The 17102-nt window shown below is 46.8% G+C and carries 11 protein-coding genes and 3 pseudogenes; 8 read left to right on the forward strand and 6 right to left on the reverse strand.

Going from position 1 to position 17102, the window contains the following annotated elements:
• Positions 1-481: 481 nt before the first annotated feature.
• A complete protein-coding gene (locus tag H3001_RS09840) occupies positions 482-664 on the reverse strand; it encodes a hypothetical protein (RefSeq protein WP_004319908.1) in 183 nt (60 codons plus the stop codon).
• A 15-nt stretch (positions 665-679) separates the two neighbouring features.
• Complete coding sequence (locus tag H3001_RS09845; RefSeq protein ID WP_005816332.1) at positions 680-1264, reverse strand: hypothetical protein; 585 nt, start codon at positions 1262-1264, stop codon at positions 680-682.
• Positions 1265-2048: 784 nt separating this feature from the next.
• On the opposite strand from H3001_RS09845, the pseudogene H3001_RS19680 reads away from it, so the two are divergent.
• Both H3001_RS19680 and H3001_RS09850 read left to right on the forward strand, forming a co-directional pair.
• A pseudogene (locus H3001_RS19680) lies at positions 2049-2240 on the forward strand (site-specific integrase); the annotation flags it as partial.
• Between the two features lie 90 nt (positions 2241-2330).
• Positions 2331-3545, forward strand: coding sequence for an IS256 family transposase (locus tag H3001_RS09850; protein WP_181214798.1), 1215 nt, complete (start codon positions 2331-2333; stop codon positions 3543-3545).
• A 126-nt stretch (positions 3546-3671) separates the two neighbouring features.
• On the opposite strand, the gene H3001_RS09855 is transcribed toward H3001_RS09850, so the two are convergent.
• Positions 3672-4250, reverse strand: a complete 579-nt coding sequence (locus H3001_RS09855; RefSeq protein ID WP_181214799.1) for an RNA polymerase sigma factor — start codon at positions 4248-4250, stop codon at positions 3672-3674.
• A gap of 259 nt (positions 4251-4509) precedes the next feature.
• On the opposite strand from H3001_RS09855, the gene H3001_RS09860 reads away from it, so the two are divergent.
• The 4 genes and pseudogenes from H3001_RS09860 (at position 4510) to H3001_RS09870 (ending at position 8640) form a co-directional block, all read left to right on the forward strand.
• On the forward strand, positions 4510-5160 hold the full coding sequence (locus tag H3001_RS09860) for a PASTA domain-containing protein (protein ID WP_181214800.1): 651 nt from the start codon (positions 4510-4512) through the stop codon (positions 5158-5160).
• A gap of 22 nt (positions 5161-5182) precedes the next feature.
• Positions 5183-6073, forward strand: a pseudogene (locus H3001_RS19445) (RluA family pseudouridine synthase); the annotation flags it as partial.
• Positions 6050-7258, forward strand: a pseudogene (locus H3001_RS19450) (sigma-54-dependent transcriptional regulator); the annotation flags it as partial. The pseudogenes H3001_RS19445 and H3001_RS19450, both read left to right, overlap by 24 nt.
• A 65-nt stretch (positions 7259-7323) precedes the next feature.
• Positions 7324-8640, forward strand: a complete 1317-nt coding sequence (locus tag H3001_RS09870; RefSeq protein WP_181214801.1) for a sensor histidine kinase — start codon at positions 7324-7326, stop codon at positions 8638-8640.
• A 308-nt stretch (positions 8641-8948) separates the two neighbouring features.
• Here the strand turns inward: H3001_RS09870 and H3001_RS09875 are convergent, their stop codons facing one another.
• Positions 8949-9974: a threonine aldolase family protein gene (locus H3001_RS09875; protein WP_181214802.1), complete on the reverse strand. Its 1026-nt coding sequence runs from the start codon at positions 9972-9974 to the stop codon at positions 8949-8951.
• 63 nt (positions 9975-10037) lie between these two features.
• Between H3001_RS09875 and H3001_RS09880 the strand changes: the two genes are divergently transcribed.
• The gene (locus H3001_RS09880; RefSeq protein ID WP_181214803.1) at positions 10038-11069 is read left to right on the forward strand and encodes an alcohol dehydrogenase; all 1032 of its coding nucleotides are present in this window, start codon (positions 10038-10040) and stop codon (positions 11067-11069) included.
• A 138-nt stretch (positions 11070-11207) separates the two neighbouring features.
• Here the strand turns inward: H3001_RS09880 and H3001_RS09885 are convergent, their stop codons facing one another.
• A complete protein-coding gene (locus H3001_RS09885) occupies positions 11208-12083 on the reverse strand; it encodes a fimbrillin family protein (protein ID WP_181214804.1) in 876 nt (291 codons plus the stop codon).
• A gap of 84 nt (positions 12084-12167) precedes the next feature.
• Positions 12168-13811 carry a fimbrillin family protein gene (locus tag H3001_RS09890; protein ID WP_181214805.1) on the reverse strand — a complete coding sequence of 548 codons (1644 nt, stop codon included), beginning with the start codon at positions 13809-13811 and terminating at the stop codon, positions 12168-12170.
• A 491-nt stretch (positions 13812-14302) separates the two neighbouring features.
• Here H3001_RS09890 and H3001_RS09895 point away from each other — a divergent pair, with 491 nt between their 5' ends.
• Positions 14303-16966, forward strand: coding sequence for an outer membrane beta-barrel protein (locus H3001_RS09895; RefSeq protein WP_181214806.1), 2664 nt, complete (start codon positions 14303-14305; stop codon positions 16964-16966).
• Positions 16967-17102 lie beyond the last annotated feature (136 nt).

Consider the following 17102-nt stretch of genomic DNA (forward strand, 5'->3'; position numbering starts at 1 on the left):
AAACGAAGCGGGAAATCCGACCTTACAGCTGTATCATCAGAAGAGTGAGGAGCATGAACACTGATGCACGATGAACGACAAGCCTAAGGGTCAGCTTAGCAATAGAGGCATCAAGCCAAAAGAGGACAGACATCAGAGGATTGGCGATAGCACTGTCATCATGCTAAGACCAAGTTCTGTGTCCGACAAGGAAGAGTCGCAAAAGACAGACGAGTAAAACCAAAAGGCGAAATGACCATTCCTATAACAAGGTACAGAGACGCTTAAAACGGCGAAGGGACTTTGGCGACGTATCGCTATACAGGTGTCGAAGCATCGCTTCTATAACAGGACTGGAGCAAGTGAGCAAACCGCACAACTTGCTCCCAAGGTATTTCAGTTACAACAGCCATAACCTCATTGGAGGATTGTCCTAAAAGAGTTTTTGCAGTCAAAGGAAGAAAGAGTCTGCAAGCCACATAGCCAACAGACTCTCTCCTGATTATTCACAGATGACAACATCATCCTTGTACTCCGTCACTTCCTTGCCGTTGATGAGCTGGACAATGACCTCACAACCCAAGTCCTCGACAATCGTTCCCTCTGTCTGACCTCTTCGGGGATAAAGCAAGGTGCAGAAACACCCTACAACGCCGTCCAACTGCTCCATGTCTATCGTTGCCATATCCGTTCCTCCTTGTTAGCCGAATGTGATTGGATTGATGCAGAAATTCGTGTCCTCTGCCTCATACTCGTATTCATTGATGAAGTCAATCATCTTCTGTTCGCTTCTTCCGTCCTGTGAGACACCAGTCTTCTCACACCACAACTTGATAGCATCACCAAAGGTGGAGTAAGCACCCTCACAATCCTCAAAGAGTTCTCCGTATGCAGTGACGTAGCACTCTTCGGGGAAGAAGTCGTTCTCATCGTGCGTATAGAAGATGTCGCAACCTGGCTCAACCTCTCGCCAACTGATTGAAAGTTCATCGCCAAGTGCCTTGTTCACCTCCTCAAAGAACAAGTCGCATGAAGACCAAGCACTTTCGGTGTCAAAGGACAAGAGGGCATAATCGTCTTCCACGTTCTCCTCATACTCTGCCCAATAGATGTGTCCTCTCACCGAGATGCCTTTCTTCTCGTAGTCAATGCCATAGTGTTCTGCCAAGAGATACAGATACACATTATTACTGTTCACCTCCAACTCTTGGAGTGTGTTCCAAAGGTCTGCCACGGCTTTGCGTGAGCCTGTCACCTTGTACTGAGTGTCGCAAATGTTAGCCATAAGATAAAATTTTTATTTTCTTCCCTTATGTAGAACCAACTACCATCGGGATTGATTAAAGAATTATGTTGCCCCAAAAGGTGTTATGGCTCATCAATGCAAGGTTTTGCCGTCAAATACTACCTCTGCCACAATCAGAGCGTGGAGATTTCACGGACAAACCACAGGCACCGACCTTGCAGGATGAACGCCATGACAGGTACCTTTGCAACACAATTCTTATCAAAGCCCGATGGGGTGGTACATGGCAGACTGCATGGTACAGCAGTGTGAAGTGACGTTATAGGTGGAGATAAGGCTATAAGAGGTTTTTGCAGTCAAAGGAGAAAAGAGTCCACAAAGTGCAGTATCTACAGGACAAAAACACTTTAGTTTACCTTGGTTAGCTCTTATATATATGCTAACCTAAAGTAAACTGTATATATGTCCGTCTAAAACCCGAAAACCGTACGGGTCAGCTTACGTCAGAAACAGAAGTATAGAACCATAGAAGTGGTTCAAGAAGTCTTTCTTCCTTTGACTGCAAAATATTATCTTTGCACGAATCATAATTGCCCTGTAGGATTTAATATAATTTAACACTCTTTGTTGAATGCAAGGAAGAACAGCTTCAATATGCTGAATATCAGTAGTATAACATTGTGTTAACCCTTAATCTGTAGAAAAGGATGTTATCATACAAAGTAATGTCCATTTGTACTTTTTCTATATGGTTTTATACTTACATTTGCATATCATTTGTATCTTGATAACAGTAACTAACTGATTATCAATATACTTTATATTTGATAAGGTAGAATCACTAAAAGAAAAAAGCCTGTTCGAAGTTTTTGAAGAGCACAACAATGAACAGGAAAAGTTGGTCGGTAATGGAATTTCTAAAGCTACCTATTGGATTTCGGTCTATACAGTAAGATTACTCAAAGAGTTTGTTCAGCAGAAATACAAAAGAGAAGATTTATACCTACGTGAAATGAGACAGCCTCGTATGATTTTTTGAGAGGATGTAAATTAAACTGTGTCAGCAAAGAATAAAGTATTAACTTTGCTAACACAGTTTTTTTGTATGAAAGAAGAATTTGATTTTGAGAGTATCAAGAACAAGGCAATTGAACAGCTAAAAGCTGGTAAGCCCTTGTTAGGTAAAGACGGTGCTTTTGCCCCTTTATTGGAAAGTATCCTGAATGCAGCTCTGGAGGGTGAGATGGATGCGCATCTTACAGAAGAAGAACGTCAGATGGGTAACCGGCGTAACGGAAAAATGCAGAAGCAGGTCCAGACTTCATTGGGCGAGGTAACCGTATCTACTCCCCGTGACCGTAATTCAAGCTTTGATCCACAATTCATTAAGAAGCGTGAGACCATTCTGGCAGAAGGTGTTGCTGACCGTATAATCGGCCTGTATGCTCTTGGTAACAGCACACGTGAGATTAGTGATTGGATGGAAGAGAATCTTGGTAATCGTGTATCGGCAGATACAATCAGCGCCATTACAGACCGTGTACTTCCGGAAATAAAGGCATGGAAATCACGTATGCTTGATTCTGTCTATCCTATAGTCTGGATGGATGCTATCCATTATAAGGTAACGGATGAACGTGGTTGTGCTGTTACACGTGCAATCTATAATGTGCTGGGTATTGACCGGGAAGGACATAAGGAGCTGCTCGGAATGTATATATCAAGAAATGAGGGAGCAAACTTCTGGCTCAGTGTTCTGACAGACCTCCAGAACCGTGGAGTCGAAGATATTCTTATAGCCTGTATAGACGGCTTGAAAGGTTTTCCTGAAGCAATCCAAAGTGTTTATCCCAATACAGCCGTACAGCTTTGTGTCGTACATCAGATTCGTAATTCCATCAAATATGTAGGCTCTAAGAATCAAAAGGATTTCCTGAAGGATTTGAAATGCGTTTATCAGGCTGTAAATAAAGAATCGGCAGAAAATGAACTTCTTAAGCTGGAAGAGAAATGGGGCGAACAGTATCCTATCGTTATCAGGTCCTGGCAAGAGAATTGGGATAAGCTGTCCGAATATTTCCAGTATACTCCGGCTATCCGTAAGCTCATATATACAACAAACACTGTTGAAGGGTATCACCGTCAGATCCGTAAGGTGACAAAAAACAAAGGCGTGTTCCCGTCAGATACAGCCCTTGAGAAACTGGTTTATCTTGCATACCGCAATATACGGAAGAAGTGGACTATGCCACTTGCCAATTGGGCTACAATCTCACAGCAACTGGCCATAAAGTTTGGAGAACGATTTAAATTATTGTAATTTTACGCTCGTCGGGACGGGTGGTCCCGCCCCTTGGCGCTGGCCGTTCCCCGACCGATGAGTTTTATAGAGAAAAATAATGCGTGACACAGTTTATTTTACACTACCGGCTTTTTTGCACACTCCTTATTGAAAAAACGGAAGTAGAAAAAGCCACAATACCACTTCATCTTTTAAGGTTTCCATCAATTTTTTCATTGCATACGTCAAATGATTACTCACAGTTTTCACTGAAATATGCAATAAATCTGCGACCTCTGCATATGAAAGACGTTCTATCTTTACCAAATATAACACATGACGACTTTTAGATGGTAAAGAAGCGATAGCCGCATTTAAAATAGACAATTTTTCTTCCCCTATTAACTTTTCTTCTTGAGATGGGACTAACTCAAAAGTAAAGTCTTCAACCTCATCAAAAGACAGATTGGTATATTCAACGCTATCTTTACGAAGAAATGATATTGATTTGTTATATAAAATACGATATAGCCACCCTTTTATATTCTCTATTTTTCCTAATTTTTTCCGATGTTTCCATACTTCTAGAAAAACATCACTTACCACTTCCTCTGCACACTCCTTTTGATGAAGAATATTAAAAGTATAATGATATAAAGCAGAAGAATGATATTCAATAAACGCGATGAAAGCACGTTCATCACCCGCTACTAATTTGTCAATATTTATCTCCTTTTGCTCCACGATCTTATTTTGATTACATATTTTATCCTAGTCAGTACAAATTATAAGAATTCCCTACCTTTTCAGATACAAAGAAAGAAAAATCTTTTTTAAGCAAAAATTTTATTCTTAGTTTTTTATCTGAACAAAGCACTCACAAAAACATTTATTTTCTAAAGCTACAGATAACCATGTTAAAAAGACATAGGTTTCACCCGTAACTCCCCCGTATTCCAACAAAATGTTATATCCTTGTCCCAATTATAGACTTTGACGTAACATGATAACCCTGAAAGAATTCTTTTCATTTAAAAAGAACCGCTTTTTCTGGCTGAATCTCATAGCCATAATTGTCGTAATAATTGGTGCATGCTGGGGTACTTTGCTCTGGCTGGACAGTTATACACACCATGGAGAAGCTTACATGGTGCCGAATGTGAAGAACAAAACATTGAACGAGGCTCAGCAGGCTCTCAGCAACCAGAAGTTGAAAGGACTGGTTATCGACTCCAGCTATGTGAAAGGTGTGCCCGACGGTATGGTATTAGACCAAAATCCGGCAGGGGGAGCACGCGTGAAGGAGGGAAGAACAATTTACCTGACTGTCACCACTTCTAAAGTTCCTTTGGTAAAGTTGCCGGACTTGATAGACAACAGTTCTTTGCGTCAGGCGGAAGCCAAATTAAAAGCGATGGGCTTTAAACTAACGGAACCGGAGTACGTTTCGGGAGAGCAGGATTGGATTTATGGCATCAAATACCGTGGAAGAAACCTGATTAGCGGAGATAAAGTTCCTCACGAGGCCATGCTGACTCTCTGCGTAGGCAACACGGCGATTCGTGACTCTCTTGCCATGGATTCTACACAGATTACTATCGATATGAATTCGTCTGCCAACAGTGAAGCAGAGGTAGATGACTCTTGGTTCTAAATCTAACCCCCTAAAGAAAAAGATGGCAGAAGATTTGATTGATTACGAACTGGACGGAGATGCGCCAGACGATATTGAGCCGATTCAGGGTGAGCCTGAATTGTATGAGCATTTCCGTACGGTAGTAGATAAAGGACAGGCTCCTGTCCGCATCGACAAGTATTTATTTGAGCGAATTGTCAACGCGTCGCGCAACCGGATTCAGATGGCAGCCGACAACGGCTTTGTCATGGTCAATGGGAAACCGGTGAAAAGCAGCTACAAGGTCAAGCCGCTGGACGTGCTGACCGTTATGATGGACCGCCCGCGCTATGAGAATGACATTATTCCGGAAGATATTCCACTAAATATTGTATATGAGGACGATGACCTAATGGTCATCAACAAGCCTGCGGGACTGGTGGTGCACCCGGGATGCGGAAATTACCACGGTACCCTGGTCAACGCCATCGCATGGCATCTGCGTGACGTCCCGACCTATAACCCGAATGACCCGCAAGTGGGATTGGTGCACCGCATTGACAAGGATACCTCAGGACTTTTGGTGGTAGCTAAAACCCCCGATGCGAAAACCAGCCTGGGACTTCAGTTTTACAACAAGACAACCAAGCGTGAATACAATGCGCTGGTCTGGGGGATTGTAGAACAAGATGAAGGAACCATCACCGGCAACATCGGACGTAATCCGCGCGACCGGATGCAGATGGCTGTCATGTCCGACCCGGAACAAGGTAAACACGCCGTGACACATTATCAGGTATTGGAACGATTAGGGTATGTCACACTGGTAAAGTGCGTACTCGAAACCGGACGTACCCATCAGATTCGTGTACACATGAAACACATCGGGCACACCTTGTTCAATGATGAACGTTACGGTGGTCACGAAATCTTAATGGATATGAATTTTTCATTATCTACCGACGGAGTAGAGGGACTTACGTTATTAAAACAAGTCAAGCTTTTCCTTCCGGAAGTGCCCGTCATCCTGATGACGGCCTGGGGAAGCATCGAACTGGCAGTACAGGGAATGCAGGCAGGGGCCTTCGACTTCATTACGAAGCCCTGGCAGAACATCCTGCTGATGCAGCGCATAGAAACGGCCCTGAAACTGACGGAGAAGAAAGAAGAGGAGGCCACCGTTGAGGAAAATGGATTCGACAGGTCGGGGATTATCGGAAAGAGCAAGGCACTGACGGAGATCCTGAAGACAGTACAGCGCATTGCACCGACTACCGCCCCGGTCCTCATCATGGGTGAAAGCGGTACCGGCAAGGAACTGATTGCGGAAGCCATACACCGCAACAGTCAGCGCTGCAGGAAACCGTTTGTGAAAGTCAATCTGGGAGGTATCTCGCAGTCGCTGTTCGAAAGTGAAATGTTCGGGCATAAGAAAGGGGCTTTTACGGATGCGGCTACCGACCGTATCGGACGTTTCGAGATGGCCGATAAGGGTACCATTTTCCTGGATGAACTGGGAGAACTCGATTTGAGTTGCCAGGTAAAAATGCTCAGGGTACTGCAGGAGCAGACCTTCGAAGTATTGGGAGACAGCCGGCCGCGAAAAGTCGACGTGAGAGTGGTCTGTGCAACCAATGCCAACCTGGCCGCACGGGTACAGGAAAAGACTTTCCGTGAGGACTTGTTCTACCGGGTCAACCTGATTACCATCCATCTGCCAGCCCTGCGTGAGCGCCGTGAGGACATCCCGCTGCTGGTCCGTCATTTTGCGACACAGCTTTGCAGCCGAAACGAACTGCCCCCTGTCAGTATCTCCGACGGAGCGATGGACTATCTGGAGTCTCTCCCCTATCCGGGAAATATCCGGGAACTGAAGAATCTGGTGGAGCGGACCTTGCTGATGAGCAACAAAAGCATGCTTGATGCCTCCGATTTCAAGGCGCAGTATCATCCCATGGAAACTTCAGTGAACGCTGGGGCACAGTCGCTGCAGGGATATACCCTGGAGGAGATGGAGAAACAGGCCATTCTGCAGGCACTGGACCAATACGGGCACAACTTATCTCAAGTGGCTCAGGCATTGGGAATTACACGGCAGTCGCTGTATAGGAGAATGGAGAAATTCAACCTGCAATAGTCTTCCGGAATCATAACTATTATTTACCTATAGGGGATATTCAACTGTCATAAAAAGAGGAACGTATGAAACTGAAATACCTGTTCGGCATCCTGACAATCTTTCTTTTACTGCCGTGGAGCCTTGTCGTAATCCCTCTGTCTGTAGAAAGAACGACCTTGTTCTACCTGTCCGAAATCATTATCATCGGTACACTGGTCTTTATACTTTACTTTTACAGAAAGGTGATAAGACCGCTGGATACCATTGCCAACGGAATGGATCTGCTGAACGAACAGGATTTCAGCAGCCGGCTGAAAAAGGTCGGTCAAAAAGAAGCCGACCGTGTAGTGGAGGTCTTCAACCGGATGATGGTGCAGCTGAAAGAAGAGCGCTTGCGGCTGCGGGAACAGAATCACCTGCTGGATCTGCTGATTGAGGTTTCGCCGATGGGGGTCGTCATGCTTGACTTCAACCACCGCATTACGATGGCCAACCGTGCGGCATTGCGGTTACTGAATACGGAAAATGAAGAGGAACTGAAGGGAAAGCTCTTCGAAGAGATTTCTTCTCCGCTGGCAAGCCAGATAGCCTTGCTTCCTACGGGAGAGACACGGACCGTACGCCTGAGTGATGCAAAGGTATACAGGTGTTCGCATCTGTCATTCATCGACAGGGGATTTGCACATCCTTTTATTCTGATCGAAAGTCTGACCTCCGAAGTGGTCAAGGCGGAAAAGAAAGCCTATGAAAAGGTCATCCGGATGATTGCGCATGAAGTCAACAATACGGTAGCCGGAGTAACTTCCACGCTGGATACGGTAAAGGGAATACTGGAAGCAGACGGGAAATCGGCAGACCTCTGTGAGGTAATGAGTGTCTGCATAGAACGCAACCTGCGGATGAGCCGTATCATTACCAATTTTGCGGATGTGGTAAAAATACCCGAACCCAACCTGACGGACATCAATCTGAACGATGCCGTCAACGGATGCAGGGTGTTCATGGAAACGCTCTGTCGGGAAAAGCAGATCCAGTTAAAAGTGGAACTCGATCCGTCGGACCTGCAGGTCAGTATGGACCGGGGATTGTTTGAGCAGGTACTGGTCAATATCATCAAGAACTCGGCAGAAAGCATGGAAGGCACTACCGGCACTATCACGATTCAAACTTCTGCAGAGAACCCGATGCTGGTCATTGCCGATACAGGCAAAGGAATCCCACAGGAGGTGGAGTCCAAACTTTTCACGCCTTTCTTCTCTACCAAGCCCAACGGACAGGGCATCGGCCTGTTGCTCATCAGGGATATTCTGGACAAGCATCGCTGTACTTTTTCGTTACGGACTTATCCCGACGGATGGACCAGGTTCAAGATTTCCTTTCCGGCTGCCGCACAGGTATAAAAAACGGGCAGAGAACCGCTGAAAACACTTTCACACTATAGGTACCGCCTTTCATTGGTATTGCGGTTTCTCAAATATCCATTCGGATTCCGTATACAACCAGCAAGAACTGTCTGCTTCGCCTATATGAAATATCCGACCTCCGCATGCAGGTTCTGCAACCTCCGGACGGAAGTCGAAAAACCCGCGGCGGAAAGTTGCAGAACCTTCCGGTGCGGGTTGAAACTATCCTGCCCTTCTCTTCCCATCTTCTTAAAAGAAAAAAGCAGTTTCTTTCTCTGTATTTCAATATCCGGGATACGATGTCCTTATAATAAGGCAATCAGACGGTCGACGTCTTCCTCACGGGTAGCCCAACTTGTAACAAAGCGGACTACTGTCTCAGTCTCTCCACGAGGCCCCCACAATTCAAAAGTCGCCTCCTGCGAAAGACGGTCGATCACCTCATTGGGCAGACACACGAACTGCTGGTTGGTAGGAGAATCCAGATACAGACGATATCCCTTGTCTGCAAAAGCCTTTTTCAGTTTCAGGGCCAGGCGGACCGCATGCGCTCCCATCCGTTCGTACAGTCCTTCGGTAAACAGGGTTTCAAACTGGATGCCCAGCAAACGTCCTTTGGCCAGCAGTGCCCCGTGCTGTTTGATCAGCGAGAAGAAATGCGGAAGGCGCTGAGCCTGAGGAGCAACGACAGCCTCACCGAATAAGGCTCCGACCTTGGTTCCTCCGATATAAAACACATCACACAGACGGGCAATGTCCTTCAATGTCACGTCCGTATCCGGAGCTGCCAGTGCATACCCCAAACGCGCCCCGTCCATATACAAGGGAATACCTGCCTTGCGGCAAACCGCACTCAATTCTTCCAGTTCACTGAGGGAATACAACGTACCCAGCTCGGTAGGATGTGAGATATACACCATTCCCGGAGCCACCATATGCTCATAAGTCTCATCGCGGTAAAAATCATTAATATAAGCAGCCACCTCCTTCGCACAGAGTTTTCCTCCATGCTGGGGCAAGGTCAGCACCTTGTGTCCTCCGGCCTCAATGGCTCCGGCCTCGTGCACGTTGATATGGGCCGTCTCAGCAGCCAATACCCCTTCGTGGCGGGCAAGAAGACCGTCGATTACCGTTGCATTGGTCTGCGTTCCTCCCACCAGGAAAAATACTCCCGCTTCCGGGCAACCGCAGGCCTCACGTATCCGCTCCTTGGCTGCTTTTGTATACACATCGCTTCCGTATCCGGGAGTCTGCTCCAGATTGGTCTCCAACAGGCGGCGCATCACCTCCGGATGTGCCCCCTCCATATAGTCTGTATCAAAATGTATCATACTTTGTCGATTCTTTTGTATTTTTGTAACAAAGGTAGAAAAGAAAATTTAATACGCTTCATTATGTTAGCATATACTTATATCCGAAAAGGGGAATTTTCGCTGATTGAAAAGCCCCTTCCCAAACTGCTTGACCCGCGTGATGCCCTGGGAAGTATCTGCACCAGCAACCTGCACATCAAGCACGGCAGCGTTCCCCGTGCCGTACCCGGAATTACCGTTGGTCATGAGATGGTGGGAATCGTGGAACAGACCGGAGCGGCTGTCACTTCAGTAAAGCCCGGAGACAGGGTAACGGTCAACGTGGAGACGTTCTGCGGGGAATGTTTTTTCTGCCGCCACGGATACGTCAACAACTGTGAGGATCCTCAGGGAGGATGGGCACTGGGATGCCGCATCGACGGCGGACAGACCGAATACGTACGGGTGCCTTATGCAGACCAGGGCCTCAACCGGATACCGGACGGGGTGAGTGACGAACAGGCACTGTTTACCGGAGACATTCTGGCTACGGGATTCTGGGCGGCCCGTATCTCCGAGATTACTTCCGAAGACACGGTACTGATCATCGGTGCCGGACCGACCGGTATCTGCACCCTGCTGTGTACGTTATTGAAGCATCCCCGGAAAATCATTGTCTGCGAACAGTCGGAAGAAAGACTGCGTTTCATCGAGACACATTATCCGGAAGTACTGACCGTACGTCCGGAACACTGCAAGGAATTCGTACAGCAGCACAGCCTGCACGGCGGAGCGGATGTGGTCATCGAAGTAGGCGGAACACCGGAGAGTTTCCGGATGTCCTGGGAGTGTGCCCGTCCGAACGCCATCGTAACGATTATGGCACTCTATGACGAGCCTCAGCAGCTTCCGCTTCCGGACATGTACGGGAAAAACCTGACTTTCAAGACCGGAGGCGTTGACGGATGCGACTGCGAGGAAATCCTGCAGCTGATTGCAGAGGGAAAGATTGACACCACGCCCCTCATTACCCACCGTTTCCCGCTGGAGGAAATCGAAGAAGCCTACCGTATCTTTGAGAACCGGCTGGACGGGGTCATCAAGATTGCCGTTTATCCTCCGACGAAACCTTAGCCTCCACATCGTCCCACAAACGAAACGACCGGCCTCCTTGCAGTAAACTGCAGGAAGCCGGGCGTTTTTGCCTATCCTCATTGATATAAAAGAATCATTGTGCAGCAGGTCCCCTGAAGGAAACCATACCACCCTTCGTTACAGAATGATGGAGCCTTCGATGGTTCCCTGGTTTCCCCAGCCTTCAATCGTTACATTGCCCAGTTCGATATAACCGTTTTTCACTGTCAGGTCAATCGACAACTGCTTGCCACCCTGCAGTTCCTCAGTGTCGGTAACCAGCTGATCCAATTCAAATGTCTTCGTAAAACCGCCAAAGGATACTTCAAGCGTTACATCCGACAACCGCTGAGGTACCAGTGTGAAAGACACATGCTCTCCCTCAGCTGTAAATACCGACTGTTGTGCAGCCGTATTGTTCAACGTTCCGTCGAACAGATTCACCTCACAAGACGACTTGGCAGTACATTTAGTAGTGATACCGGTAATGTCCACTCCCTCGGCTGCGGTAAAGTTCACTACCAGACGATGCATGGCATGCTTGAAAGTCATCGCCACCGGAGTCTCACTTTCCATGTTCACTCCCGAGGTATATGCCAGCAGCAAGTCCTTATCGGCAGCCGTAGCCAGGTCGAAGGTAAATTTTCCATTCTGGACCTGCTGTTTCGGATAACAAGCCGCAAAATTCACCTTTGAGGTAGGAGCTGAGAAAGAAACCTCCTTCCAGTACAGTTGTGTAGAAGCCACCGTATAATCGAAATTCACACATTCCGAAGCAGCCTGTGAAGAAATCTGCAGAGCAAAGACATCTCCATCAGAAAAGTTTCCGCTACCGTTGCTGTCCAGTTCAGGACTTCTTGCCACAGTAGTTTTCTCCTGAGCAATGATAGAAGTACGGAGACTGATTTTCTTATCGGTATTCTCTGTAGGAGTACCACCGGGTACCTCATTGTTTCCACATCCGCTCAACAACAGCACAGCCAAAGCCATGGACGCATAATGTTTTCTCTTCATAACTTATTATTCAAAAATTTATCAGTCAATAAAATCATTCATTCTCTCAACATATCACCGGCTCTCTGCCGACAATAAGGCCTATTAAAGTCCCAAATATTTCTTCCAGTATTCCTCGCCCAAATCAAGTGTCACGATACGACTTATAACAGTCGATCTGTTATCCTCAATATACCCTGATTTAAAGCACGTATAGGAACCTCCTTCAGGATACGTTTCATACACTATCTGAAGACGCAGACAACCTACTTTCCACTGTTCAAAGTAATCCCGGTCATTGTTGTCTGCCATATAGATATAAGAAACATCTCCGTTTTCATCAAACTCTGCTCCCCACATGGTTACAGCATGGCTTTTATTGGCCGGACCTATGACTATCCCTATACCTTTCTTGTTTTTCAAGGCATCTTTGATTGTCTCATTGAAATTTTCCTTACTCAATCCACCGATGTTTTTGCCTAAAAGAACCCCTTCTGGAAACACATCCTTAAAATAACCGGCATAATTATAAGGAGCCAGCAGTTTAGGATAAGAAGGAACCTTACCGTGGATGAACCAGTTGATTCCATCATCAATTTTCCCGGCCTTATCATCAAATGCATCCACGTAGCATTGGAAAATATCACTTTCCTGAGGTTTATCCAACGGATAATCGTAAACCGGTCCTTTATACCTTTCACCGTACAGATCCACGTATTTCTTGTTCTGTGCAATCCACCAGTGCATCAGATTGGCAGCCGTAGCAGCCCAACACATCATTCCATCGGGAGTCAGATTTGGATTTGCCGTAGGATTGCGTTTGTTGCAATCGTACCATCCATATTCCTTCTTCCAGGGCAAATAAAGATTGGAATACTCAGGGAAGAGCTTCAGCCAGGCAGATTCATCGGCAGCATAAGTGCCGTATGTCCAGCATTTTTTATTCTTCCATTCCGAATCAGAAGCCTGCACAGACAACCGGACCGTAGTTTCCTTACCTGCCATAAAAAACTCCAGCGGACTGCCGTCGTTCTGCAGCTCCGGAACCTTATATATCGCCTTCTTACCGTCGGCGGTAATCTCCATGAGACCTTCACTTTCCCGATAAGGCAATGCAGACTGCGGAAAAATAAGCGCTTCCAGACTGCCGTCCGTATTTTTCTTGGGAGTGATCCACTGGAAATCTCCTTCCCCCAACTGAGTATTACCGGTGAGCAGATTCACCGTACCTCCTACCTTGCTTCTTACTCTGACAGTCAGATCTCCGGCCGCATCCGAGAATTCTACCCTCAAACGATGCATCACGTGACGGAAAGTCATGACAGACGTATACTCTCCCGTTTCCAGCGCCGACTGTGAGTACAGCAAGTCGGAAGCAGTGTAACCATTCTCCTGCTGGTTCAGTTCTACAGACAAAGAAACCGACTCTGCATTATCCTCTGCGGCAGACGGTATGCAAGGATAATGGGCAGACAGTTGCAGGCGTCCCGCTCCAAAATCAGAACGTCTCAAACGGGGCATCCATTCTCCCCCGGTAAAGGTCAGTTCTCTATAGGTTAGTCCATTTTCGCCATTAATATACAATCCGATACGGTCGCCTTCGCTGAAATTTCCCGAACCGTCGGGAGCCAGATCGGCTCTTGTTTCCGATTTGGTAAAATACAACTGCAAATAATCATCACCCGCAAGCTTGTCATACTCCTTCTCCTCCGCACAGGAAGCAAGCAAAAAAGGCACAAGCTTAACCAAAGCCCCACTACATTTTTCTCTAAACTGAAGAATTTTCTTTCCATATTAATATTAATAAACCTCTGCTTATACCTCATTGAATGCCCGATACTAAACAGTTCAGATTCAAGTCTGTTTCCTTTAATTTTGCAAAATAAACACATTTTTTCAAACGCAGCATAAATCAAAATATTTTTTATCCCTACTTACTGAAAATAAACATTTTACAAAAACCCAGGAATCAATAATAAATATATACAAAAATCACTTCTGATTTTTCTTCTGGCTTTATTGGCCGGCCCCGATTCCAGCACATCGGAGAATGCAACTCTCCGGTACAATAAAAAAATCCTTTGCATCCCACCCGAAAACCAATATTTATATATAGCTTTGCCTGGAATAATGTCCCGATTAATATGCATAAACTATACTTTTGCCTGTTGTGCCTTTTGAGTATATTAACCGTGTCTGCCGAAAAAAGGACCGCATACCAGAAAATCAAAGGTTGTATCATGCTGATGAATGAGAACAAGCAGCAGGAGCCATTGCCGTATGCCAACCTCAGTATCCTGCTGATGCCCGACTCCACGTTTGTGGCAGGAGGTACCAGCGACGAAACGGGACATTTCCAACTCCAATACAAGCGGAATCCGCAAAAGAAATACTTACTGAAAGCCTCCTACCTGGGATGCGTCTCCCTGTTTCAGGAAATCACTACTGGAAAAGACAATATTGACCTGGGCACACTTGCCCTGCAGGAAAGCAGCAGAAAACTGGAAGAAGTTGTGGTTACGGCAGTCCGCCAGCCGGTAGAGCAAAGAGGAGACACCACCGTATATAACGCAGAAGCCTATAAGATTCCGGAAGGAGCCTATCTGGAAGAACTCGTAAGGCGCATTCCGGGACTGAACTATGACCCGAAAGAAAAGACAATGAAATACAAAGGGGAGCCCATACAGGAAATCACGGTCAACGGAAAAGAGTTTTTCAAGGGCAACAACCGTGTAGCCCTGGAGAATATCCCCGCTCACTTTGTCAGCCGGTTAAAAGTTTATGACAAATCGGCCGAAGAAGAAAAGCTCACCGGCATCAAGGGACAGGAAAAAAACTATGTCCTCGACCTTCAGACCGCCAAAGAAGTAAACGGTTCGCTGATGACCGGCCTGGAAGGAGGCTACGGCAACAAGCATAAATTCGATTCAAGAGGACAGATTTTTCAATTTAAGGACAACGGAGAGAATATCGGCCTGGTAGGAAGCTTCGGCAACCGGAACATTACTTCGGCCTATCCGGGTAACCGGAACGGAAACCTCGGAGGAAACCTTTCGAAAAATATCGGAGAAAAGCTGAAACTCTCGACCAGCCTGAACTATGTCCATTCCCGTCAGGGAGATGAATCGACCTCGCGCAACGAACAGTATATGAGCGGAAAGGAACAGTACGGAGTCTCGGAGAACCTGACCAAAAGCCAGTACAATGGCCTGTCTTCCTCTGCCAACATCATCTGGGACATCAGCAAGAAAACAATGTTTCATGCATCGGGAAGCATGAACCTCAACCGCTCCCGAAACGAAACGGACATGCATTCGGCGAAATTCAGCGAGCATCCGGGAACCAGTCTGACACGTCCCTTCGACTACCCGGAGGATTTCGACCCGGAAACCCGCATGAACGAAATCGAACAACAGAACCACGGCCGGACAAAAGTCAAGGGCTTCAACCTCTTCACCAGCCTGACCCACCAGTTGAGCGAAAAGGGAAACAGCCTGCAAGTCTCTTTCTCGTCTTCGCTCAGCCGTCGGAAAGAAGAAAGTTTCAGGGTATCCACCAGTACCTTCTATCTGCTGCAGAATATTCACGGAACCGACTCGGTCGATTACAGAAACCAATACCAGCATTTGCCCGTCCTCAGCCGGAACAATGAAATACAGGTGGCCTACACCCATAAACTCAGCAAGACAGACCACCTGCAGTTCTCCTATGCGTTCAACAGCCAGCACGAAGAGCAGACACAGGATACGTACGACCTGTCGGCTTTCGCCGCAGAAAACTCATCCGGAACCAGTCTGGAACCGGGATACGAGCAACACCACATCGACAGCCTGAGCAACCGGCGGCAAAGTCGCACCTACAAGCATCTGCTGACCCTGTCATATGCCCACGAAGGAGAGGTATGGAACATCTATGGAGGCATCAGTCTGGCGCCACAGCAGCGAAAACTGAAACAGGAAGAAAGAAAGATGCAGCTGGATACATTGGGAAATTCACTGGAATGGGCTCCCCGACTCTCCGTCAACTACCGGAAAAACGATTATGACCTGGGTATCAGTTACAACGGAAATACCCAGCAGCCCTCGCTGCAGGAACTGATGGCTCCAACGGTCTATCATTCCGCACTTTACGTCACGCGCAGCAACCCCAACCTGAAACCTTCGTACCAGCACAGTCTGAGTCTGACATTCAGCAATTACACCAAAGGTTTTTCGTCCTATCTTCTCTGGCGGCAGGAAATCAACAGCGTCACACAGGCTTCGCGGTATATTCCGCAAACAGGAGGAAGGGAAACCTATCCGGTGAACCTGAACGGGAACTGGGGAATCAACGGAAGTTTCAACTACGAACACCGGTTCAATTCGTTGAAAATCGGAGGAAGAGGCGGGGGAAACTTCAACCGTGACATGGGACTGATAGATGAAACCGGAGACAACCACCTGGAAAAAAGCGTTACAAAAAGTTCGGGAATGGATGCAAAGATAGAAATCTCCTATCTCCCGGCATGGGGAAACATCGACCTGAGTGCAGGCTGGGACTTCATGCAATACAAGAATTCCCTGAACACAGAAAATACGTACGACCGCAACTATACCATCGGCTCCTCGTTATCGGCACAGCTGCCCCTGCGCATACGGATCAGTTCCGATTTCGCCTACCAGATCCGCAGCGGAAGCTATGTAAACAGTGACGAGGAAAACGAGGCCCTCTGGAACCTCAAGGTGGGATGGAAGTTCGCCAAGGAACAGCGCATGGAACTTTCCCTGCTATGGGCAGACATCCTGAACCAGCGGAAAAGCCTGCGGCGTACCGCTTCTCCGGAAGGCTTCTACGAATACTATACCCAGCAACTGGGAAGCTATTTCATGATCTCGCTCCAGTACCGTTTCAACCGGATGAACTGATAAAAAAATGAGGCTGTCTCAAAATAAACTTGAGATGGCCTCTATTGTTTCATCTCAGATTGGATTCATTCGAATTTTTCTAAAGAGAGAAGTTTATAAGCTTAGTTTTGAAGATTTTATCCTTTCAAACTGTTTT

Source organism: Phocaeicola faecicola (assembly GCF_013618865.1).
GTDB classification, from domain to species: Bacteria; Bacteroidota; Bacteroidia; order Bacteroidales; family Bacteroidaceae; genus Phocaeicola; species Phocaeicola faecicola.